Origin of the sequence: Halobacillus mangrovi (assembly GCF_002097535.1) — a bacterium.
GTDB lineage: Bacteria > Bacillota > Bacilli > Bacillales > Halobacillaceae > Halobacillus > Halobacillus mangrovi_A.
This window is the reverse complement of the sequence record NZ_CP020772.1, coordinates 1,362,265-1,383,753: the sequence shown is the minus strand read 5'-3', so window position 1 is coordinate 1,383,753 and position 21,489 is coordinate 1,362,265. Positions and strand designations below refer to the sequence as shown.

Sequence of the window (21,489 nt, the reverse complement as noted above, 5' to 3'; positions counted from 1 at the left end):
TTCGATCTGATACGAAAGGGCTTTTTATTCATTTTCATATAATAATCACCTATGATATACTTTTGTTGATCATGAAAAGCATTCCTCTTGCTTTCTTGATTGCCGTTGTTCATTACATAAGCCCCGTAAGAGACTTTCTCTTACGGGGCTTGCGCGTTATTAGAAGATCTTTTTATTCGTTCTCTCTTAATGTTGCCACCATATCCCACGATGTTCCATTGATTCCTACTTTTTCAAATCCGTATTTTTCATATAACCGCCGTGCATCGTTATCTGGATCTACACTTAAGGACATAGAGGAATATCCCTGTTTTTTTACCTCATTTATCATTTCACTCAATAATAAAGTTCCGATCCCCTTTCCTCTATCATCAGGTAATACAGCCATGCCGCTGAGCACAGGTGTATTGGCATTGATGTAGCCGTAGGTCTGATTGGTTTCGTCAAAGAGACGTGTCCAGACGGCCCCGACTGGATTTTCATCCTCATCAATCGCTATAAATGCTATATCTCCTGCTCTTCCCCAGCCACTCAAATACTTGGCAATTTCCGGTCGATCAATGATATCTTTTGAAGGACGTGCTTTCCCTTCAGGTACGTAGATGGCTTCATAAAGCATTTCTCTTAGAAAATCATGATCTTCTTTTATGGCTTGTCTGAGTTTATATTGTGTCAAACGAGTTTCCTCTTTTCTTTTTATAGGGTTTCTATCTACTTCCATAGAAGAGCAAAAATTCCTTTTTTCTGCACAGATGAAGAGTTTGATTATGGAAGATTTTATTCCTTTTCTACGGACGAACGTTCGAGCTTCCTCGCTCCGCTGCAAGATCTTCCGTTCATTTCTCCTCTGAAGTCTCGCAAATTCGCACACAGTATTCCCATTACGAATAGGTCTTAAAAAAACTCCCTGTCCTATTAATAAACTACTAAAAAGACTCCCACGATTTGTGAGAGTCTTTGATAATTAGCCATCCATTTGTGAACGAAGGTAAGCGTCTATGAACTTGTCTAGTTCCCCGTCCATAACAGCTTGGGTATTTCCGATTTCTGTATTTGTACGGTGGTCCTTAACCATAGAGTATGGGTGGAACACATAAGAACGGATCTGGCTGCCCCAGCCAATTTCTTTTTGTTCACCGCGAATATCATCAAGCTCTTGCTGCTGACGTTCAATCTCAAGCTGATAAAGCTTCGCCTTCAGCATCTTCATCGCTTGTTCACGGTTCTTAATTTGAGAACGCTCAGATTGACACGTTACTACGGTATTGGTTGGTGTGTGGGTGATCCTTACAGCTGAATCCGTCGTATTGACGTGCTGACCACCTGCACCACTGGAACGATACGTATCAATCTTCAAATCTTCTGTGCGAACATCGATTTCAATTTCATCGTTGAATTCAGGCATAACCTCACAAGACACAAAAGAAGTGTGGCGACGGCCAGAAGAGTCAAATGGAGAGATACGCACAAGACGGTGGACACCTTTTTCCGCTTTCAAGTAGCCATAAGCGTTGTGTCCCTTAATTAAAAGGGTCACGCTCTTCACGCCCGCCTCTTCACCAGGAAGGTAGTCCATCGTTTCAACTTTAAATCCTTTTCTTTCAGCCCAGCGTGTGTACATACGTAAAAGCATGCTTGCCCAGTCCTGAGACTCTGTACCGCCTGCTCCTGGGTGAAGCTCAAGAATCGCGTTGTTCTTGTCATACGGCTCACTCAATAAGATGTTTAATTCAAATTGGTTCAAGTCTTTAACAAGTTGTTGGATTTGCTCTTCTAAATCCTGACGTAGATCTTCATCCTCTTCTTCTTTAACCAGTTCATAGGAAACTTCCAGGTTCTCATGGGTCTCCTCATGTTCTTCTAAGGTATGGACAAGTGATTTTAGTCCGTTAACCTCATCAATCACTTTCTGGGCTGTTTTCTGGTCATCCCAGAAGCCCGGTGCTGTCATTTCTTCTTCGAGCTCAGCAATTCGGGTTTTTCTTTGATCGATGTCAAAGAGACCCCCTGAAGTCCGCTAAACGATTAGCTGTATTATCTAGTTCATGGCGAATTTCGGCCATATCCATATCGATCACTCCTAAAAATAATCATACATAAAAGTTTTATTAATTTGCTGCTTCAAAAATGTTTGATTCCGGTCTAAGACAAGGGAAGACACTCCCTTTACGAGAGTGTCTCACTTCCTTATTTTCCGTGGCAGTTCTTATATTTCTTACCACTACCGCAAGGACATGGATCGTTACGACCTACATTGTCCTTTTTCACAAACGGTTGGCGTTTCTTCTTCTCTTTACTTTCTTCGCTACCTGATACAGCCGTAGCTCCTTTGGCTACTTCCTGACGTTGCAGGTTGTTGCGAATTTGAGCTTTCATGACGTAACGAGAAACTTCTTCATCGATGTTTGAGATCATTTGTTCAAACATGCGGAAGCCTTCGAAGTTGTACTCACGAAGCGGGTCATTTTGACCGTAAGCACGCAAATGAATTCCTTGGCGCAGCTGATCCATCTGGTCAATGTGATCCATCCACTTCTGGTCGACAGTACGTAGCAGAATGACTTTTTCAAATTCACGCATCTGCTCCTCTGTCAGCTCTTCTTCTTTCTCATCATAACGCATCTTCACTTTTTCAAGGATGAGCTCCTGCATTTCTTCAGGGTCTTTTCCTTTCAGATCGGCTACGGTTACGTCTCCTTCAAATAGAAGGTTGGCACGTACATATTCCACAAGAGCTTCAAGGTCCCAGTTTTCTTCTTCCTCATCACTTGTATGAACGCTGACTGTATTCGCTACCGTACGCTCTATCATCTTCTCAATGATTTCACGAAGGTTGTCTGAGGTCAGTACGTCATAACGCTGCTTATATATAACCTCACGTTGCTGACGAAGAACATCGTCGTAAGAAAGAATCGTCTTACGGGCATCAAAGTTGTTACCTTCGACACGTTTCTGGGCAGATTCTACAGCTCTTGAAATCATTTTACTTTCGATTGGCTGAGAATCATCCATGCCAAGACGGTCCATCATACTGCGAATGTTATCGGAAGCAAATCGGCGCATCAGTTCGTCATCTGTAGCGAGATAGAACTGAGACATTCCAGGGTCACCTTGACGTCCGGAACGTCCACGCAGCTGGTTATCAATACGGCGTGACTCGTGACGCTCTGTCCCGATAACAGCTAGACCGCCAACTTCTTTGACGCCTTCGCCAAGCTTGATGTCGGTACCACGTCCGGCCATGTTGGTTGCGATAGTCACCGCACCTTTTTGTCCGGCATTTTCAATAATCTCCGCTTCACGAAAGTGGTTCTTCGCGTTCAACACGTTATGAGGAACGCCGGCTTTATTCAAGTAACGAGAGATGATTTCTGAAGTCTCGACTGCTACCGTACCAACAAGCACAGGCTGTCCATTTTCATGACGTTCTTTAATGTCCTCAACAACAGCTTTGAACTTACCGTCCATAGTTTTGTAAACAAGGTCCGGCTTGTCATCACGAATGATATCCCGGTTTGTCGGAATGACGATAACACGCATGTTATAAATGTTAAGAAATTCTTCTTCCTCTGTCTTCGCTGTACCTGTCATACCAGACAGCTTGTCATACATACGGAACAAGTTCTGGAACGTAATAGAAGCAAGCGTCATGCTTTCGTTTTGGATTTCCAGGCCTTCTTTCGCCTCAATCGCCTGGTGCAATCCATCACTATAACGGCGTCCTTTCATCAGACGACCGGTGAACTGGTCAACAATGACAACTTCCCCTTCATCCACAACATAATCTGTATCACGATGCATAGACGTATGAGCTTTCAACGCCTGGTTGATATGGTGAATCAACGAAACGTTGGAAAGATCGTATAAGTTCTCGATCTTGAAAAAGCGTTCTGCTTTGTTGATTCCTTCTTCAGTCAGCTGAACGTTTTTTGTTTTCTCATCATACGTAAAGTCTTCTTCTCGCTCAAGCAATCGAACAAATGCATTTGCTGATTGATAGAGGTCCGCAGATTTAGAAGCTGTACCTGAAATGATTAGCGGAGTACGCGCTTCATCAATTAAAATCGAGTCGACCTCGTCAATGATCGCAAAGTTAAGTGGACGCTGAACCATTTGCTCCTTATAAAGGACCATGTTATCACGTAAATAATCGAAACCAAATTCATTGTTTGTTCCGTACGTAATATCGGCATTGTAAGCTTCACGTTTTTCATCCTTGGACATTCCATTCAAGTTCAGACCGACAGTCAAGCCAAGGAATTGGTATAGTTCGCCCATTTCCTTCGCATCACGACTAGCCAGATAGTCGTTGACCGTGATAATGTGAACACCTTTTCCTGAAAGAGCGTTCAAGTAGGCAGGCATAGTGGAAGCAAGGGTTTTACCTTCCCCCGTCTTCATTTCTGCAATATTACCTTCGTGTAATGCAATAGCACCTAGAAGCTGAACTTTGAATGGACGCATATTCAGTACACGTTTAGAACCTTCACGGACGACCGCAAAAGCTTCTACTAATAAATCATCTAAGTCTTCGCCATTTTGATAGCGTTCTTTGAATTCTCCAGTCTTTTGGCGCAGGTCATCATCTGATAGCTTTTCGTATTCAGATTCTAAAGCGTCAATATCGTCAGCGATCTTTTCCAGTCGCTTCAATTGACGTGTATTACCATCGCCAAAGATCTTCTTTAAAGTTCCAAGCATTGCAACCGCTCCTCTATTGATTTCAAATCTCGGTTGAATAGTATAATCCATTTATTATCATAACACTAAGAGAAGCCGAGATACAAAAAATTTATGTGACATATCGTTTAAAGACTAGAACACTCGGGAAGGGGTTAGTGGTGAATTATGTAGAGGTTTGTAAGGGGGTAGGGTTTGCTTTTCCATTAGGTTGGGTGAGGAAGTGGTGACGTTGATCCAATTCATAAAGTCTACGGTTTGTTGTGCCAATAATCTCAACAAGCTGGGCGATTGCTTCTTCCTGTTTTTTGATCCTGTCATTTAAGTAGCTGCATTGACATGATGGAGAAGATTTTTTCATTCTTCCGCCTCCTGATCCAGTAGTTGTACTCTTGTTATATCATAGGGGATTCGAGGAAACCAATCACTATTAACCAATTTTCGCACAGCCCGCAGGCGATAAATTCTAATTTTAACCTAGGAAAAATTGAAATTTACTCGTCCCATGAATCCTATTATCCTCTTTTATTGCCCCATAAAAAACACCCCTGCGAAGCAGAGGTGCTTTGGTTCATCTCTTCATTAAGTTTCGATTAGGCCATAGCGACCATCACGACGTCTATAAACGATGTTCGTTTCATCTGTGTTCGCATTAGTAAATACGAAGAAGTTATGACCTAACATATCCATTTGTAATGCAGCCTCTTCACTATCCATTGGCTTCAAGTCAAAGCGTTTCGTTTTTACAATTTCAATATCAAAGTCACTTTCATCTTGCGCTTCGCGTTCTTGCTGAGCTTCACGCTCAAGCTCTGCGAATACGTGTTTTGGAGCACCCTCTTGGCGGAACTTACGATTCACTTTCGTTTTATGCTTGCGAATTTGTCGTTCCAATTTATCTACCACAAGGTCGATGGCAGCGTATAAGTCAGTGTTGTGTTCCTCCGCACGAAGAAGTAAATTCTTCATTGGGATTGTGACCTCGATTGTCTGCTCATCATTGTAGACACTTAAATTTACATGAACCTCGGATGACGGCGGAGTATCAAAGTAGCGTTCGAGTTTGCCCACCTTTTTCTCCACATATTCTTTAATAGAATCCGTCACTTCTAGGTTTTCACCGCGAATGGTGTACTGTAGCATAAGAAGTGTCCTCCTTTCATCCTTATGTGATATATATTCTATCATACCCACCCCCTTTCCTGCATAAACTTTCGAAATATTTTGTCGAATTTGTGTCGGTAATTGCTGGAAATCGCTATTTTATGCGGTTTTCTTTTGCAGGTTTGCAGGTAGACTGCTATTTTAGAGGGTGTTCGACAAGGCAGTAAAGAAGGTTAGAAATGAGAGGAACACATTTTGTTGAATTTTGTTTTTAAGAATTATTCAATAAAAGAGATTTTCTTGTCCATGAAACAGGGTGATCTAAAAAGTAGTAGAACAAAACCCCTACTCCACTAAATACTAAGAAGATAGCGATAAAGGTATGCTTGATAGATTTTTCAATATTATTCACCTCCATATCCCCATTTGTTTAAGCCGCATTCCCCTATAACTGGTCACTACACCCTGCTCATAAACCAATAGAAAAATACCGCCTTATTAAGACGGTATTGTTATCTAATGAGCTATGTATGGTTTCACAAACAGCTGCATCCGGTCCTTCCAGCTCTCAAAAGCTGGAGTTACTTTTTCAAAAAGCAGCTCGCGTTTTTCTTCATTTGATTCAAAAACGAACCATTCTTTTAATAAATCAATGACCTCGTGGTAATCGGCTACCAACGTGGACATCTCTACTTTATCTTCAAACCAAATGATCATTTGTTCGTGACTCACGCTCAGCTGTTCAAAGGCAAGTAACAGATCTTCAAATACTTGCTGGACTTCATCTGAGACTTCTTCTTTCAGGTTCGTTTCTAAAAATTCCAGTGTGTCACTTACTGTATCCAGCACTTCGTTATAATCCTTTAACACATGATGCTGTTCTGCGGTTAGTTCTGACAAAAGAATCACCTGCTACTTTTTATGGTCAAAAAACATCCCATCATAGCTTGAAACGTTCTGGTAGGGATTGGTATAACGTTGATTGCTAGATTTCTGCTTTTTGTTGTTGCGCATATCCCTTTTCAAATCGGTAAGGAGGAATTCTAGTTTTTGATTGACTTTCACATCTAACCTTTTCACCTTTTCGATCATTTCTCTTTCCTCATCTGTTGATGGCTGCGTTAATTCTCCCATAAGGGACTGTCGCTTATCAAGCAATACGTCTACTCGATCCAATAAATCGGCACGATTACTGTCAGAAATCGGCTGATGGACGATTTTATCAAGCTCCGTCGTCATATTAAAAAACTTCCTCCATCCTTCCATTACGCGTTTCTCCCTTGGCCATAGTGAGCTTTTCTCGTCGCAATAATTACTTGTTTCCACGTATCACGGAACTCTTCAACCATCCCGTGCACTTCATCAAGAATGATCACGTCATTCTTCGTGTTTGCCTCAATCAACCGCCGATTCATATAATCATACAGGGGTAAAATTTCCTGACTAATCGCATAATCTTGATTCATTGTGACCATCAGCTCTTGAATGATTTTTTGAGCTTTCTGGATATTCGTGTTCTTCTTCTCAATCTCTTGATCTTCTATTGCTTTTCTAGCAATCTTAATAAACTTGATACAGCCGTTATAAAGCATCAACGTCAATTCACCTGGAGAGGCCGTTTCCACGGAGTAGTTTTGATAGGCTTGGATAGACATAGCTTGAACACTTCCTTTTTATAAAAATCAACTAAAATTCTGCATAATAAACGCAGACTGAGAGTTCATTTGCTGTATGAATTTCTCCATCGCACCGAACTCTCTCCAATATCGGTCTTCAGTCTCGTTCAACCGAGCCTGAAAATCATCCATACGATCATCCACATCTTTAATCTGTCTTCCTAATAAGTAAGTAGAATCCATACTTGTCGACTTCCCGGCCTTGTTTTCGATCGATTCCATTGTATTTCCAATGGTTCTTTCCAGCTTTTGCGCAATGCCTTCCTCACCTGTTTCTTTATTTCCAGCAAAAAGCTTATGAACGGCATCTGAATCTTCTCTCAACGCTTCTCTCAGCTTACTTTCAGTGATGATGAGTTTCCCTCCATCGAGGTAGTTGGGTGACGTTTCAATTCCGATTTGCGCCAGCTGATTGAAAGACCCCCCCGTTTCAACCGAAGAATACCAGTCGTTTCGAAGCTGATAAACAGCACCTTGAAGCGTACTGTTACTTTTCAGCATCCCGCTTCTCGCTTTTTCTTCCCACAATTCGATTTCTCGCTCTTCCATATCTTCCTTTTGCTGTTCGGTTAGAGGGGGAAAGTCACGGTACCGTTTCTCAATCAAACGGTCATTGAAGTCTTCCATCATCTTATTGTATTGATCTACAAATTTCGTGATTTTATCTATAGCTCCGTCAATATTGTTGCTGACATTCACATTCACAGGGCTATCCATGATTTCGTTAAAAGTGAAAGTAACTCCATTCAATTGGTAGTGGTTTTCATGGCTGGATATTTCAAGCTCTCCATTGTACGTGAAGACCGCGTCCTTCCCGCCTTTTTCATTTGCCGCCTTTATTCCCAAGGAATCTGTTAAAAAAGCAACGTTCTCACCGCTGAATTCAAACTCTGGACCTGCAGGATTAAACTCGCCCGTTCTGGTTCGTTCTATCATCACCTTGTCCGCACTGCTGTCATAAAAAGCTCGAACTCCTAGGTCAGAGTCGCTGATTTCTTTTAAAATCTCACTGAGGGATTTACTGTAATCCACCTCGAACGATTCTGAGATCTCTTCACCATTCTCGTTAAACATTTTAATGGTGAAGGAACCTTCTGATGCATGTGTCGCAAACTTACCAAACTGAGAAGATAACGCTTGGTCAGGATCAATTTTTGAATCGTTAGGGTCTGTCAGCTTTTGTTCACTCACATTAAAAGCAGCAGTAGCTAACTGAGTTACCTGAATATTATAATTCCCATTTCCTGCTGATGGAGTGGCTTCGGCACTAACCGCTGAAGTAGGGGATGTAGCAGTTTTGGCTGCATACGTACGCTGCAATTTCATGTCAAGCAAACCCTGATCAAGATCAAACAACTGCTTATTCACTTCGCGATAAGAATCCCTCTGCCACGTCATCCATGTTTTGTCCTGCTCCATTTTATTTAGGGGCTGGCGCTCTGCCCTCATCAGATCATTGACGAGTTTATCAATATCCATTCTGGAGGCCAGGCCCCCGATCCGCATGTCACTCATACTCTGTTCACCTACTTAAATTTTGTGATCAACAATCATACTAAGAGTTCTGCAACCGTCGCATAGAGGTCCAGCATCTTTCTCAGCGGAATTATCTTTTACAACTTTATCGGTGTGGGTATCTACTACATAATATTGTTCCAAGCTTCTTATGAAACTGCGCAAAGATGGTCTAGACTTCTTTGTAGGAGTTGAGAGTGGGTTAATCGCTCATTCACCTTCAGCCACTCCCTGTATCTGATTTCCTTTATGTTTATATCGGATTCATTGGGAATAGTTTTAAGCACAAAAAAAGTTCACCGCTCTGGGTGAACTTTTTCTGGACTATTCTTCCGGCCAATGCAGTTTATGCTCTTCTACATTGGTAATATTGTTTTCTCCATCTACAAAAACAACTTTCGGCTCTAATCCTTCAATTTCCTCTTCTTCAAACATGCCCATGCTCAGGATAATAACGATGTCTCCCGGGGAGAAAAGGTGAGCAGGCGGACCATTTAAACAAATCTTCCCGGATCCAGCTGGTGCTGGGAGTGCATAAGTTTTCCAGCGAGTGGCGTTCTTTAAGCTAGTGATTTGCACCATTTCATAGGGTTTAATATTCGCTTCTTTCATTAGTTTCGAATCGATAGTTATGCTGCCAACGTAATCTAAATCGGCTTCGGTTACTGTCGCGCGATGAATTTTACCTTTACACATGAGTCGTTGCATAGTTAGAACCTCGCTTTGATGTTTATTTTGGTAAATAATGGTATGGTCTGACTTTCTCTCCAAAGAAAGTTAACAGACTTTTCTGATACACCATCACTATATATTTTTTGGAAAACGGGTTCAACAGCTTTGCTTGATTGTTAAGAAGACGTAAAAAAAGACCCTCATGTGAAATGAGAGTCTTTGGTCTATGAATCTTAACGTAGAAGCTGAAGTACTCCTTGTGGCATTTGGTTGGCTTTTGCAAGCATGGCTTGTGAAGCCTGTCCAACTTCGTTTGGTTCATCATTTCTTTCGCCATGTCTAAGTCCCTAATACGAGATCCTGCTGCTGTTAAATTTTCAGAGGACGTCCCAAGGTTGTTGATGGTGTGATCTAAACGATTTTGAGTAGCACCTAGTTTTGAACGCTCTGCAGAGACATTCTCAATAGCATTATTAATTGTTGTGATTGCTGTATCAGCCCCTCCTTGAGAGGTATCGACCGGCGCTGCTGTTCAACAGACTGCTTTAAAACATTTGTGTTGTTGACCATCCGCTTCGCATCCTGGGTATTGACTGCCATTTCCCATGACTCCCTGGTAATAATCATTAAAGGAAGACGTCGTTTGAATGACTGTGTTTACCGTCAAGCTAATTCTCCTTTATCCCTTGTTCGACCAAAAGTTGATCATTTTCTTCGCAGTAGCTTTCGGATCGACTTGATAGTTTCCCGTATTCAGCTCGTGCTTAATCTGATCGACCCGCTTCTGGCGTGCTGGATCTAGTTTTTCTGCTTGCTGCATTTGTTTAGCATGCTGTGAGATTTCAATTTTATCCTGCTGCTCTGTTAGAGGCTTCGCATCGATATGTTTATTCATTTGTTTCTGATAATGGTTGAATTGGGAATGGTTTGGTCCGTTGATTTTCATGCCATTCACCTCTTTCTTTATATTCACGCAGATTATCTTCTACCTTTTCTATCGGTTGATGAACGGGAATGTTAAATCATCCTTACCGCTTCTTCATAGAGTAATAGGTCATACTCTTCTAGAGATGATCTCTCATTTCGTGCATGCTTTAGTAATCCATCCTCAATTTCTTTCGTGCAGTCTTTACAAATACGCCCGCTTTTAATCTCTGCTCCGCATTTCTCGCACAAATACGCTAGATTAGGAAATTGAGCCGGGTGCAGCCGCTTCTGTTTTACAAATTCACGAAGTTGGTTTTGAGGTACACCGGTTTCTTCTACAACTTCGGCAATCGTCGCTGTTCGATTTCGCTTATTTCTCAAAAAACCATATACAGTATGGAATTGCTCTTCTTCTATTTTTCTACATGATGGACAAATATAAGTCGTATCTTTCATAAAAATGGCGTTGCAATGCGGACAATTGTCTACCATTCCCACCGCCGTTTCCTCCTACAACTTTCTTTTTCTATTATATCGGCAAGAACTTCCCAAACCAAAGAACAAGTTAACGAAAAATCGTAAAAGCGTACACGTGGGGACAGCCTTCTTTTTTCAATAAACTTGCCGCATGCCTTAGCGTTGAACCTGTCGTGTAAATATCATCAATAAGAATGATGGGGTCATGAATTGCTTTAGTTAATGTAAAGGGGTTCGTCGAATGGATTCGTTCGGAGCGTTGTTTCTTTGATTGCTTTTCATCACCCGTTCTTGTTAGTAGATGATGAGGGTCTCCTTGTAAAAGACGAATGATGGCTTCCGATTGATTGAATCCCCTCTCTTTTAGTCGCGCTTTACTAAGAGGAATGGCTACGAGAGGAAAGACTTCAGGATAATGCAGATTGAATGAATTTAAAATGTCCATTTGATAAGCTTTCATCAAAACATAGTCTCCGCGGTACTTCCAGCGCGCGACAACTTCTTTCGAGAAATCATTGTAGCGAAAGACTGAAACGTTCTTTTCCAGTACGCCGTCGTAGCTCTCTTCCCAGCGCTCACAGTCATAGCAAACACCTTTGGAATCTGTCCGGAAACACCTCGGACATCCTGGCCTCGTTATCCGTTCCATATGCTTTGAGCAATCTGTACAAAGTTTGTCTTTCTCATGAAACTGCAAAAAGTTTTCCCATGTAACTTGAGGATCGATGGAGTTAAGACAGACGAGGCATCTCATGACTTTGCCCCTAACCGGTTCATGTCAATAATCGCGTCCTGGGCATCATGCATCGCATTCGTTTTCCCTATATGAAAAAAGAACACATCACCCGTGGGGTCTTCTGGGCTGCGCCCAGCTCGGCCTGCAATTTGGACAAGAGCAGGCTCATCGAACACTTCATGGCTCGCGTCCACGATATAGACATCGACAGACGGAAAAGTTACACCACGCTCTAAAATCGTTGTAGTAACGAGGATGTTATACTCTTTTGCACGAAAAGCAGACACTTTTTCTGCTCTTAAAGGGTCATCCGCATGGACATACTCCACTTGAAAAGAAAAGGATTTTAAATAAGAGGCGATCTTCTCAGCCAGTTGCTTTGTCGGGAGAAAGATTAACAATTGCCGGTGAGAGTTTTGCTGGTGGCGTATTCTTTCCAGTATAGATGTGGGGAGTTGACTTCGTTTTAAATGTCGGTGGAGTGTAGGAGTAAGTTTAAATTTCGGAACCGGGAGAGGATAACCATGAAAACGCTTTGGGATAAATACTACAGGCAAGGACTTGGATCGAATACGCTTTTTTTGACCTTTTCTTGGAGTAGCCGTCAAGTAAATGAGTGCAGCGTTTTCTGTAGCAGCTCTAGCTGCTGCATAGTGGAGAGAAGGGTCATTATGAAACGGAAATGCATCCAATTCATCAATGATCATCACATCAAAAGCCCGGGCAAAGCGGTAGAGCTGATGAGTGGTTGCAATGACAAAAGACGCATCCCCGGCCTTGTCTTTACTTCCACCATATAAGTCCGCGATTTTGGTTTCCGGAAAAGCTTGCTGCAATCTGGGAAGCAGTTCTCTTACCACATCCGTTCTGGGGGTTGCCAGGCATAAGCGTTTCCCAGTTTTTAATGCTTCTGTTATACCGGGAAAGAGCATTTCTGTTTTACCTGCTCCGCAAACCGCCCAGATCAGCTTTTCACCATCACCTGTACGGATCAATTCCTTAAGCTCATTTGACGCACGCTTTTGATGAACCGTGAGTGTCCCCTCCCAGGAGCACGGCTCTTCGTCTGTCGGCCACTCCACTTGCGGACTTCCGTAGTAAAGCGGCTCGCACTCAATCACTCGCCCCATCTGAATACATAATCGACAGTAGGTACAAGTCTGTTGACAAGAAGAATGAGGCAGTTCAGCAAAGTATTCTCTTTTTTGGTTACCACAGCGACGACAACGATAACCCAGACGTGTTTTTCTATGGAAGGAATGGCTGTCAAAATGGATTGTTCTACTAATGAAGTGATTTCTTTTTCGCTAAAAGGAAGTTCACGTTTGAGGAGCAGCTTGCCTGCGAGTTGAAGAGAAGTGTGCGGAGGAGTTTCTTGAGGGATCCAGGAGAAGTCTTTAGAAAAATAACTGCGAAGAGCTTCAATCAAATTATCACCTGCTTTTACAAAATAAGCGCCTGGTTGAGTCTCACAAACAGGCGCTAACAGTTATGACTTACGGTACCAACCTAACCCAATGGCTCCTTCGCCAAGATGGGTGCCAATGACAGGTCCAAAATAACTGAGTTCTATATCCACATGATCAAACCTGGATTCAAGTTCTTCTTTTAATTCTTTTGCTTCGTTATGCTGATTGGCATGAATAAGACAGGCCTTATACTGGCCGCCTTCTTGAACCGATTCTTCAAAGAGGCTCATAATCCTTTTTATAGCTTTTTTACGCGTGCGGATTTTTTCAAAGGGAACAATTTTCGTATTAACAAAATGCAGCACAGGCTTCACTTGCAGCAGACTTCCGATAAACGCCTGTGCTCCGTTCAAGCGTCCCCCGCGTTGAAGATGACTCAAATCATCAACCATGAAATAAGCATTCATTGTCTGCTTCATTTCATCAAGACGCGGAATAATTTGATCTGGGGTCGCTCCGTTGTTCGCAAGTTCAGCCGCTTCCAGGGCGTAAAAACCTTGCATCAGACAACTGATTTCAGAGTCATAGACATAGACATCGATCTCTTCCACCATTTCACCAGCCGTTACCATCGCCTGGTACGTACCGCTAATACCGCTCGATAAGTGGATGGCAATAACCGCATCATACTCAGCAGCAAGCTCTTCCAGTTTTTTCGTCATTGAACCGATCGAAGGTTGTGACGTCTTCGGAAGCTCACCGCCTTCTTTTACCATATCGTAAAAATCTTCCGAACTTATATCAATTTCTTCCTGATAGGATTCATGACCAAAAATGACGTTCAACGGGACCATATGTATGTGGTTAGCTTTGCGAACATCTCGAGGTATGTAAGCCGTACTGTCGGTTAGCACCGCTGTTTTCATTTGATCCAACTCCTTATTTAACTTAAGATTGTGATCCAAATATGTAGAGTTTATCATACTAAAATCTCTTTCTATCATTCTACATGAACCACCTGCACTTTGCACCAAAAAACTGGAACTGAGAAACAATCTCCGTTTACCATTTACTGGATGACCTGAGGAGGGGGGGCGAGAGGTGAAAAAAGTTAAATATCCAACAGTCAAAATAAATAGGCTACCGTTCGAGGTATAAAATGTATACCTCGAACGGTAGCCTTTGTATGGCTAACTACCATTAGATGACTTCAACCCAGCCATTCTTAATCGCTGTAACAACGGCCTGAGTCCGGTCGTTAACGTTCATTTTCTGCAAAATGTTACTCACGTGGTTTTTGACGGTCTTTTCACTGATATAAAGGGATTCAGCTACTCCGCGGTTACTGTTTCCGTCAGCTAGAAGCTGAAGCACTTCGCATTCGCGGCGAGTCAGCAAATGCAACGGCTTACGATACTCGATCGTGCGGTAAGCGCTGCTTCCTTTATTTTCAGCAAGACGTCGGTATTCGGCAACTAAGTTATGAGTTACTTTCGGATGAAGATAGGACCCGCCATCACTGACTACTTTGATGGCATCGATCAACGCATCAGAATCCATTTCCTTCAACAAGTAACCTTGAGCACCTGTTTTCAGTGCATGAGTCACGTAGTTTTCATCATCATGAATAGATAGGATGATCACTTTCATTTCAGGATATTTTTTCGTAATTTCAGCAGTAGCTTCTACACCGTTCATGCTTGGCATATTGATATCCATCAACACCACATCTGGTGCGTGCTCCTCAATCAAGTTCAATGCCGCGCTGCCATCGTCTCCTTCAGCTACTACTTCAAAACTAGATTCAAAGTCTAAGATTCTTTTTACGCCTTCACGGAATAATTTATGGTCATCAATCAGGACTATTCTGGTCGTCATGATCTTTTCCTCCTATTTTCTTGCAAATAATGGATTTTCTTACGGTCCCCTATCCTATATCAGATCTCTATATTTCTCTATTTTTCTTTATTTGTTTTACCCTAATCCTAAATTCTATTATAAACGATTCATGCCATTTTACATAGTTAATCTTCATATTAACTATTTATTGGCAGAGAAATCGTGACGATGGTCCCTTCTCCAGGGCTGGAATCGATCGTGAGTTCCCCTTCTAGCATATCTACACGTTCCCGCATACCGACTAAGCCAAAAGATTTATCCTTTTTAACAGAAGGATCAAAACCATCCCCATCATCTTTTACTATGATCTTTACGGCTTCGTAATTCATATCCATTTTTACATGAATGGTAGAAGCGTTCGCATGTTTGATTGCATTTTGAACAGCTTCTTGAATCAACCGGAAGAGAGCAACTTCATATTTGGATTCTAGTCTTCTCTCTTTTCCAAATGAAGTGTACGTAATCGTCAAATCGTTATATTCTTCCACCGTGGCCAAGTATTTTTTCAATGTTGGAACAAGTCCGAGATCATCCAATGCCATTGGCCTTAGATCATAGATAATTCTGCGCACCTCATACAAGGCAGAACGCACCATTTTTCTTACATTTTTCATTTCTTGTAATGCTTCGTCCACGCCCCGCTCTCGATAAGTGCGATCGACGAGGTCGGACCTTAGCATGACATTGGCCAGCATTTGCGCCGGTCCATCATGAATTTCTCTTGAAAGGCGCCGTCTTTCATCTTCCTGCGCTTCAATAATCTGCAGACCGAATTTTTGTTTCTCTTTCGCATCTTCGAGCGCATCGGTTACGTGCTTGAAGTCTTCTTGTAAATAGTTGAGTACGACAGATATCTTCCCTCCGAGTGCTTCCGCGCGATGAATGGTTTCATCAAGGTTCTTCAGCCGGAATTCAAGGTCATCTCTGCGTTCTCGTAGTTGCTTTTCCTTTTCTCGCTTCATGGACAAATCCATTTGCAACCCATGCGTCTGTTCATATACTTCTCTAATTTCATCTTCTGAATATTTCTGGAATTGCTTACTGACCTCTGATAAGCGCATGCGGGACAAGCGCACTTTTTGTTCGAGCTTATCCCCCTCCTCAATGAATGCAAGGACTTGCCGTTTCGTCTCTATTAGTTCTTTGTTTAATTTTTCAAATTCAGTACGGGTCTCTTCACCAATAGTGAAAATTTCATCTCGGCTGTTTGTAACTGTATCGACCATTTCGCCGATGATGAAATCTAAAGTTTTATCCCGTAGTTTCTCTTCACTCATCATAGTCCCTCCATCAATATTCACACACTCATTCGTTCGACCTAAGTCAATTTGTGGGGGTTTTTTATCACAAAAAAAGTATGTGCTTTATTATTTTGATAAAAGCTGCCTATATTTGCCGAAAGCGGCCCCCGCTTATATAATGAATGATTGGGAGGTTCAGCTCATTATGTTAGAAAATTATTATACAGTAAGACCTGAAGGATCAGAAGAAGTGACCATACAGAAATCCCGGTTTATCGGATATGTCAAACGGTGTGAAACGGAAGAACAGGCGCAAGCTTTTATACAGGAAATCAAAAAGAAGCACCATGATGCCACACACAACTGTTCCGCTTACATGATCGGGGAACACGATTTAATTCAAAAAGCCAATGATGACGGCGAACCGAGTGGTACAGCGGGTGTACCGATGCTTGAAGTGCTTAAAAGAAAAGGGCTGAAAGATACAGCCGTTGTTGTGACCCGTTATTTTGGCGGCATAAAGCTTGGGGCTGGGGGGTTAATTAGAGCTTATTCTGGCACAGCTTCAGCAGCCATTGACAAGACCGGGATCGTAAAGCGTCAGCTAATGAACGAAATGAAAGTAATTGTCGAGTATCACTTACTTGGAAAACTGGAAAATGAAGTCCGTAACTCTCAATATGCTCTTCAAACGATTAATTACATGGAAAATGTGGAACTAATAATATATGTAGAAAGTGGTCAGGAGACAGAATTCAAAAACTTTATCACTGACCTGACAAGTAATCAGGCTACGATTACACAGGGAGACTCATCATATGTGGAGTTTGATGTGGCCCCTGAATAAAGGAGTAGTTCCCCACCATGAAACACAAAAAGCTCAAAATTTTCTTGTGGTCTTTGGCATTTGTATTCTTAATGGGTATCGGTGCAGCTGCAGGTTATGCAGCTTACCTCACCGACCAGGTGAAACAAACAGCCGTTGACTCTCATCAAGAGCTTGATCGCGGCGAAAAGTCTGAGAAACGTAGAGAAGTCGTTAATCCCGAATATGACCATACTTCCGTGTTATTTGTTGGGATTGACGATAGTGAAAAACGATCTTCAAATTCGACCAGATCTGACGCCCTCGTACTCGCAACATTTAATGACGATGACAAGTCAATCAAAATGGTCAGCATCCCTCGAGACTCCTACACCTACATCCCAGAAGTCGGCTACAAGGACAAAATCACTCACGCCCACGCCTTCGGAGGAATCGATGCCACTGTTACAACTGTAGAGGAAATGTTTAACGTTCCTGTTGATTATTATGTGCGTTTGAACTTTAATTCTTTCATCGAAGTTGTCAATTCTATAGGCGGTATCACCTACAATGTTCCTTTTGACATAACAGAGCAGAACAGTGCAGACCAGGCTGGTGCCATTGAACTTGAAAAAGGATACCAAAGGTTAAATGGGGAAGAAGCATTGGCCTTAGCAAGAACAAGAAAATATGATAGCGATCTTGCACGCGGGCAAAGACAGATGGATTTAATTCAAGAAATAGTCCGACAATCCATGACGACGAGTTCCATGAGTAATTTCAGTGAAATCCTCGATTCCATCAGTAATAATCTCAAGACGAATTTAACATTTGACGAAATGATCTCCTTCAAAGATTACTTTCTAGAAAAACAAGGATTATCCTTTGAGAAAATGCAGCTTCAAGGTGAAGGAATGAGAAAAAACGGCGTATGGTATTATGACGTTTATGAAGACAGTTTGCTTTCAACTAAGAGTGAACTAAGGACACACCTCAACCTTGAAAAACCAGACGAAGATCAAGAGGTAAATACGTTTGCAGATGATGCCGATGATGAAAGTGAAACGTGAAACAATAACGCGAATGGGCCATTATAAGGTTCATTCGCGTTTTACTTTCCACCATTCGACGATTTATTTCCCAGGTAATAAAAATAGCTGCCTTGCAGGGATTCTGCAAGGCAGCTTATATCTTTATCGTTTGCGATAATCTTTAATTAAATTAAGAATTGGTTTGTATTCTTTACCGATTAAGCCTGTCATTTCAACAATCAACTCAATCATGAGGATGAGGAGAGCAATGACTGACAGGGCTCCGAACATCGTTGCCTGTGAAAAGATGACTGCGGCTAAACTAAATAAGGCACTAACAGCATAAATCATAAGCACTGTCTCCGGATGGCTATACCCTAAATTTATGAGGCAGTGATGTAAGTGAGATTTATCTGGTGCGGACAGCGGCTTCCGTTGGATAACTCTTCGCACAATCGCAAAAAGGGTATCCGAGATCGGAACACCAAGTATGATGACCGGAATAATGAATGAGAACAAGGTAACATTTTTAAATCCAAGTAAAGAAAGAACACTGATCATAAAGCCTAAGAACAAAGCTCCGGTATCTCCCATGAAAATTTTTGCCGGGTAAAAGTTGTAAAGGAGAAATCCTAGTGTACTTCCTAGCATCATAAAGCCTGCAAAAACCACGAACACATTCCCCATCGTGATCGCCATTCCAGATATCGTCAACAGCGCAATGGCTGATACTCCTGCTGCCAGTCCATCAAGCCCGTCGATCAAGTTGATCGCGTTAGTTATCCCGACAATCCATAAAATCGTAATCGGAATGCTCAAATATCCAAATTCCAATTGACCTCCGAAAGGTAAATTAATGTATTCGACTTGAACACCGCCGATAACAACTACGATCGTTGCTAACAGTTGACCACCAAGCTTTACCTTCGCTGACAATTCCTTCATATCATCAAGAATTCCTGTAATAATAATAATTGTTGCTCCTATAAATACAGGCCATGTGAATTTACTTTCAGGAAAGAAAAACAATAAGCCAATGGCGAAACTGAGAAATATGGCTAGTCCCCCTAGCCGCGGCATGACGATCTTATGCACTTTTCGATGATTCGGTTTATCGGTTGCTCCAATTTTAATCGCCATCTTCTTTACAAGCGGCGTAATTAAAACAGATGCTATAAAGCAGAATAACAAGGCCTTATACTCCATAAAGACCCTCCTCAGGTTTATTATGTCCTCTCCACTTTGAAGTAAGCTACTATAATTTTTCCATCTCTTGCTGAATAAATCCTGCTCTACTTCGAACAATAATCTTAAAAGATTATAGCACAACAAAGACGTCCGAGATATACATTTTTTCTTAATTATTTGTTAGCCCTTTTTTTACTTTCATAAACACTTTAATCGTTTTTCCGGCACCATCTCTAGCTTTGTTTTTCCCTTGTATTACTTGGACGGTTAGACATGGGGATAGTTTCAAAAAAAGTTAAGAACAGGAAAAAAGTAGTACAAATTTTCATCTCTCAAGACAATGGAAACAAATGCATTCTTGTTGCTTTCAGAGCTTTCTCCAAAAACTTTTATACCTCTTCGTGTGTTGTTTAAAACTTAATGGGGTGATTGACCGAGTTTTTCCCTACAAAAGAATAACTTCTCCAACTTCCAATTTATGGAGTATAATCCTCTTCATAATAAGGTTTAGCCAGCAGAAAATAAGTCAATATAAACCTAGAGGCAGTCCGAGAAATCATTTGCAATGTTCTTATTTATTTCCTTACAATATGTTTTATGTCATTTTTCTAGGAGGATTATCGAAATATGGTGAATAGAGAACGTAAGAAACTTGAAAGGTCTCTGAAAGCTCATTGGGTTTGGGCCATTGCCTTTGGGTCGGCCATTGGCTGGGGAGCCTTTGTTTTACCTACAGACTGGATCAATCAAGCGGGACCGATCGGGGTTGTCATCGGCATTTTGCTTGGTGCTGTCCTGATGATGATCATTGGTGTCAGCTATGGTTTCCTAATTGAGAAGTTTCCGGTTACAGGCGGAGAATTCGCTTATGCCTATATTGGATTTGGCAGGAAATTCGCCTTTCTCGCTGGATGGTTTTTGACACTGGGTTATATCTGCATTGTTGCGTTGAACGCTTCCGCCCTTGCTTTACTCGCTAAATTTTTGTTTCCCGATTTCGTGAGAACAGGAAATTTATACACGGTAGCTGGTTATGAAGTTTCTATCATTCAAATTGCTATTGCCAGTATTGCTCTCATTATTTTCGCATTCTTGAATATCCGAGGAGCAAGTTTTTCAGGCCGCACTCAGTTTATTTTCAGTATCATTTTAATTTTAGGTATTGCTCTGTTGGCTGTAGGAGCAATATTTACAGAAGGACCGAGCGTAGAGAATATCTCACCTGCTTTCCAGCCTGATAAAACAGCCATAGCATCGATTTTATCTATTCTTGCTCTTGCGCCTTTCGCTTATGTAGGATTTGATAACATTCCTCAGGCAGCTGAAGAGTTCACTTTTGATCCAAAGAAAGCTTTTGGTTTAATTATTTGGTCCCTGCTCGCAGCGGGATTGGCCTATAGTGCCATGATTTTGATCACAGCGAGCACGATGCCTTGGCAGGACCTTCTAGCACAGATTGAAACAAATAATTCCGTGTGGGGAACTGGAGATGCCATTGAAAGCTATATGGGACGAGCCGGTGTCTTAATCATCGGGATCGCAGTATCTATGGGTATCTTTACTGGACTGAACGGATTCTATATTTCAGCAAGCCGCCTGACTTTTGCCATGGGCCGTGCGAGAATCCTGCCAGACATGTTCAGAAAACTACATTCTAAATACCATACCCCTTACGTTGGCATCCTGTTTACGATGGCAATTTGCTTGATTGCTCCTTGGTTCGGCCGTGAAGCATTACTATGGGTAGTAGACATGTCATCGACCGGCGTTGCAATTGCATACTTTTTCTGTACAGCGACCGCCTATAAATTCTTCCGCTGGTCATCAAACAGTAAATCTAACGGAGCCTATGACGTCGTTGCTCCAGGAAGAAAACTGTTATCTCTGATCGGTATGATCAGTTCCATCGGTTTTCTCGTATTGCTTCTCTTCCCTGGATCCCCGGCTTCATTAGGGAGAGAATCCTATATCGCTCTTGGAGTGTGGATCTTGATCGGTATTGTTTTCTACCTCGTCAATGCAAAGCGTTACAATAGCATTGATCGTAAAGAAATGAATTATCTCATTTTAGAAAAAGAAGAAATTTAAACAAGGAAGTTAGCACTAACTTAGAAAAAATCCCCGCTCAC

Annotated in this window: 23 protein-coding genes and 1 pseudogene; 3 read left to right on the top strand and 21 right to left on the bottom strand. The window is 41.8% G+C overall.

What is annotated here, in order from left to right; genetic code table 11:
- Positions 1–172: 172 nt before the first annotated feature.
- The 20 genes and pseudogenes from HM131_RS06635 to HM131_RS06550 all read right to left on the bottom strand — a co-directional run bounded on the left by HM131_RS06635 (position 173) and on the right by HM131_RS06550 (position 16,372).
- On the bottom strand, positions 173–676 hold the full coding sequence (locus HM131_RS06635; protein WP_232324890.1) for a GNAT family N-acetyltransferase: 504 nt from the start codon (positions 674–676) through the stop codon (positions 173–175).
- Positions 677–964: 288 nt separating this feature from the next.
- Positions 965–2,069, bottom strand: a protein-coding gene (gene prfB / locus HM131_RS06630) for a peptide chain release factor 2 (protein ID WP_157130775.1) whose coding sequence is annotated in 2 segments (ribosomal slippage) — positions 965–1,996 and positions 1,998–2,069 — 1,104 coding nt in all. Because the reading frame shifts where the segments join, the coding sequence is not laid out codon by codon here.
- Positions 2,070–2,187: 118 nt separating this feature from the next.
- Entirely contained in the window at positions 2,188–4,701 is a 2,514-nt protein-coding gene (secA, locus tag HM131_RS06625) for a preprotein translocase subunit SecA (RefSeq protein WP_085029006.1), read from the bottom strand.
- A 145-nt stretch (positions 4,702–4,846) separates the two neighbouring features.
- Positions 4,847–5,041, bottom strand: a complete 195-nt coding sequence (locus tag HM131_RS06620) for a hypothetical protein (RefSeq protein WP_085029005.1) — start codon at positions 5,039–5,041, stop codon at positions 4,847–4,849.
- A 221-nt stretch (positions 5,042–5,262) separates the two neighbouring features.
- Positions 5,263–5,823, bottom strand: a complete 561-nt coding sequence (gene hpf, locus HM131_RS06615; protein WP_085029004.1) for a ribosome hibernation-promoting factor, HPF/YfiA family — start codon at positions 5,821–5,823, stop codon at positions 5,263–5,265.
- Positions 5,824–6,300: 477 nt separating this feature from the next.
- Positions 6,301–6,684, bottom strand: coding sequence for a DUF8042 domain-containing protein (locus HM131_RS06610; protein WP_085029003.1), 384 nt, complete (start codon positions 6,682–6,684; stop codon positions 6,301–6,303).
- 12 nt (positions 6,685–6,696) lie between these two features.
- Positions 6,697–7,023 carry a flagellar protein FliT gene (locus tag HM131_RS06605; protein ID WP_232324889.1) on the bottom strand — a complete coding sequence of 109 codons (327 nt, stop codon included), beginning with the start codon at positions 7,021–7,023 and terminating at the stop codon, positions 6,697–6,699.
- Positions 7,024–7,049: 26 nt separating this feature from the next.
- Positions 7,050–7,439 (bottom strand): flagellar export chaperone FliS, encoded by a 390-nt coding sequence (gene fliS, locus HM131_RS06600; RefSeq protein WP_085029001.1) that lies wholly within the window; start codon positions 7,437–7,439, stop codon positions 7,050–7,052.
- A gap of 27 nt (positions 7,440–7,466) precedes the next feature.
- A complete protein-coding gene (locus HM131_RS06595; RefSeq protein ID WP_085029000.1) occupies positions 7,467–8,975 on the bottom strand; it encodes a flagellar hook-associated protein 2 in 1,509 nt (502 codons plus the stop codon).
- Positions 8,976–9,299: 324 nt separating this feature from the next.
- The gene (gene panD / locus HM131_RS06590; RefSeq protein ID WP_085028999.1) at positions 9,300–9,683 is read right to left on the bottom strand and encodes an aspartate 1-decarboxylase; all 384 of its coding nucleotides are present in this window, start codon (positions 9,681–9,683) and stop codon (positions 9,300–9,302) included.
- A gap of 197 nt (positions 9,684–9,880) precedes the next feature.
- A pseudogene (locus HM131_RS06585) lies at positions 9,881–10,149 on the bottom strand (flagellin); the annotation flags it as partial.
- Between the two features lie 30 nt (positions 10,150–10,179).
- Positions 10,180–10,314, bottom strand: coding sequence for a hypothetical protein (locus HM131_RS21165; protein WP_269749118.1), 135 nt, complete (start codon positions 10,312–10,314; stop codon positions 10,180–10,182).
- Between the two features lie 12 nt (positions 10,315–10,326).
- Positions 10,327–10,593, bottom strand: a complete 267-nt coding sequence (gene flgM, locus HM131_RS06580; RefSeq protein WP_085028998.1) for a flagellar biosynthesis anti-sigma factor FlgM — start codon at positions 10,591–10,593, stop codon at positions 10,327–10,329.
- Between the two features lie 71 nt (positions 10,594–10,664).
- Entirely contained in the window at positions 10,665–11,066 is a 402-nt protein-coding gene (locus HM131_RS06575; RefSeq protein WP_085031851.1) for a TIGR03826 family flagellar region protein, read from the bottom strand.
- 73 nt (positions 11,067–11,139) lie between these two features.
- Entirely contained in the window at positions 11,140–11,805 is a 666-nt protein-coding gene (locus tag HM131_RS06570; protein ID WP_085028997.1) for a ComFC family protein, read from the bottom strand.
- Positions 11,802–12,908, bottom strand: coding sequence for an ATP-dependent helicase ComFA (locus HM131_RS06565; RefSeq protein WP_232324888.1), 1,107 nt, complete (start codon positions 12,906–12,908; stop codon positions 11,802–11,804). Before HM131_RS06565 ends, HM131_RS06570 begins: the two co-directional genes overlap by 4 nt.
- Entirely contained in the window at positions 12,905–13,216 is a 312-nt protein-coding gene (locus HM131_RS21045) for a hypothetical protein (RefSeq protein ID WP_157130772.1), read from the bottom strand. Before HM131_RS21045 ends, HM131_RS06565 begins: the two co-directional genes overlap by 4 nt.
- 60 nt (positions 13,217–13,276) lie before the next feature.
- Positions 13,277–14,122 (bottom strand): DegV family protein, encoded by an 846-nt coding sequence (locus HM131_RS06560; protein ID WP_085031849.1) that lies wholly within the window; start codon positions 14,120–14,122, stop codon positions 13,277–13,279.
- A 274-nt stretch (positions 14,123–14,396) separates the two neighbouring features.
- Positions 14,397–15,074 (bottom strand): response regulator, encoded by a 678-nt coding sequence (locus HM131_RS06555; RefSeq protein ID WP_085028996.1) that lies wholly within the window; start codon positions 15,072–15,074, stop codon positions 14,397–14,399.
- A gap of 158 nt (positions 15,075–15,232) precedes the next feature.
- Positions 15,233–16,372 carry a sensor histidine kinase gene (locus HM131_RS06550; RefSeq protein WP_085028995.1) on the bottom strand — a complete coding sequence of 380 codons (1,140 nt, stop codon included), beginning with the start codon at positions 16,370–16,372 and terminating at the stop codon, positions 15,233–15,235.
- A 169-nt stretch (positions 16,373–16,541) separates the two neighbouring features.
- Here HM131_RS06550 and HM131_RS06545 point away from each other — a divergent pair, with 169 nt between their 5' ends.
- On the top strand, positions 16,542–17,183 hold the full coding sequence (locus HM131_RS06545) for a YigZ family protein (protein WP_085028994.1): 642 nt from the start codon (positions 16,542–16,544) through the stop codon (positions 17,181–17,183).
- Between the two features lie 17 nt (positions 17,184–17,200).
- Complete coding sequence (locus HM131_RS06540; RefSeq protein ID WP_085028993.1) at positions 17,201–18,211, top strand: LCP family protein; 1,011 nt, start codon at positions 17,201–17,203, stop codon at positions 18,209–18,211.
- 123 nt (positions 18,212–18,334) lie between these two features.
- On the opposite strand, the gene HM131_RS06535 is transcribed toward HM131_RS06540, so the two are convergent.
- Positions 18,335–19,378, bottom strand: a complete 1,044-nt coding sequence (locus HM131_RS06535) for a glycosyltransferase family 4 protein (protein WP_085028992.1) — start codon at positions 19,376–19,378, stop codon at positions 18,335–18,337.
- Between the two features lie 609 nt (positions 19,379–19,987).
- Between HM131_RS06535 and HM131_RS06530 the strand changes: the two genes are divergently transcribed.
- Entirely contained in the window at positions 19,988–21,448 is a 1,461-nt protein-coding gene (locus tag HM131_RS06530; protein WP_157130771.1) for an APC family permease, read from the top strand.
- Positions 21,449–21,489 lie beyond the last annotated feature (41 nt).

Excerpts from the sequence above, each read along its gene's own strand:
- secA (WP_085029006.1), bottom strand. The coding sequence starts at position 4,701 with ATGCTTGGAACTTTAAAGAAGATCTTTGGCGATGGTAATACACGTCAA.
- HM131_RS06620 (WP_085029005.1), bottom strand. The coding sequence starts at position 5,041 with ATGAAAAAATCTTCTCCATCATGTCAATGCAGCTACTTAAATGACAGG.
- hpf (WP_085029004.1), bottom strand. The coding sequence starts at position 5,823 with ATGCTACAGTACACCATTCGCGGTGAAAACCTAGAAGTGACGGATTCT.
- HM131_RS06605 (WP_232324889.1), bottom strand. The coding sequence starts at position 7,023 with ATGACGACGGAGCTTGATAAAATCGTCCATCAGCCGATTTCTGACAGT.
- fliS (WP_085029001.1), bottom strand. The coding sequence starts at position 7,439 with ATGTCTATCCAAGCCTATCAAAACTACTCCGTGGAAACGGCCTCTCCA.
- HM131_RS06595 (WP_085029000.1), bottom strand. The coding sequence starts at position 8,975 with ATGAGTGACATGCGGATCGGGGGCCTGGCCTCCAGAATGGATATTGAT.
- panD (WP_085028999.1), bottom strand. The coding sequence starts at position 9,683 with ATGCAACGACTCATGTGTAAAGGTAAAATTCATCGCGCGACAGTAACC.
- flgM (WP_085028998.1), bottom strand. The coding sequence starts at position 10,593 with ATGAAAATCAACGGACCAAACCATTCCCAATTCAACCATTATCAGAAA.
- HM131_RS06575 (WP_085031851.1), bottom strand. The coding sequence starts at position 11,066 with ATGGTAGACAATTGTCCGCATTGCAACGCCATTTTTATGAAAGATACG.
- HM131_RS06570 (WP_085028997.1), bottom strand. The coding sequence starts at position 11,805 with ATGAGATGCCTCGTCTGTCTTAACTCCATCGATCCTCAAGTTACATGG.
- HM131_RS06560 (WP_085031849.1), bottom strand. The coding sequence starts at position 14,122 with ATGAAAACAGCGGTGCTAACCGACAGTACGGCTTACATACCTCGAGAT.
- HM131_RS06555 (WP_085028996.1), bottom strand. The coding sequence starts at position 15,074 with ATGACGACCAGAATAGTCCTGATTGATGACCATAAATTATTCCGTGAA.
- HM131_RS06550 (WP_085028995.1), bottom strand. The coding sequence starts at position 16,372 with ATGAGTGAAGAGAAACTACGGGATAAAACTTTAGATTTCATCATCGGC.
- HM131_RS06545 (WP_085028994.1), top strand. The coding sequence starts at position 16,542 with ATGTTAGAAAATTATTATACAGTAAGACCTGAAGGATCAGAAGAAGTG.
- HM131_RS06540 (WP_085028993.1), top strand. The coding sequence starts at position 17,201 with ATGAAACACAAAAAGCTCAAAATTTTCTTGTGGTCTTTGGCATTTGTA.
- HM131_RS06535 (WP_085028992.1), bottom strand. The coding sequence starts at position 19,378 with ATGGAGTATAAGGCCTTGTTATTCTGCTTTATAGCATCTGTTTTAATT.
- HM131_RS06530 (WP_157130771.1), top strand. The coding sequence starts at position 19,988 with ATGGTGAATAGAGAACGTAAGAAACTTGAAAGGTCTCTGAAAGCTCAT.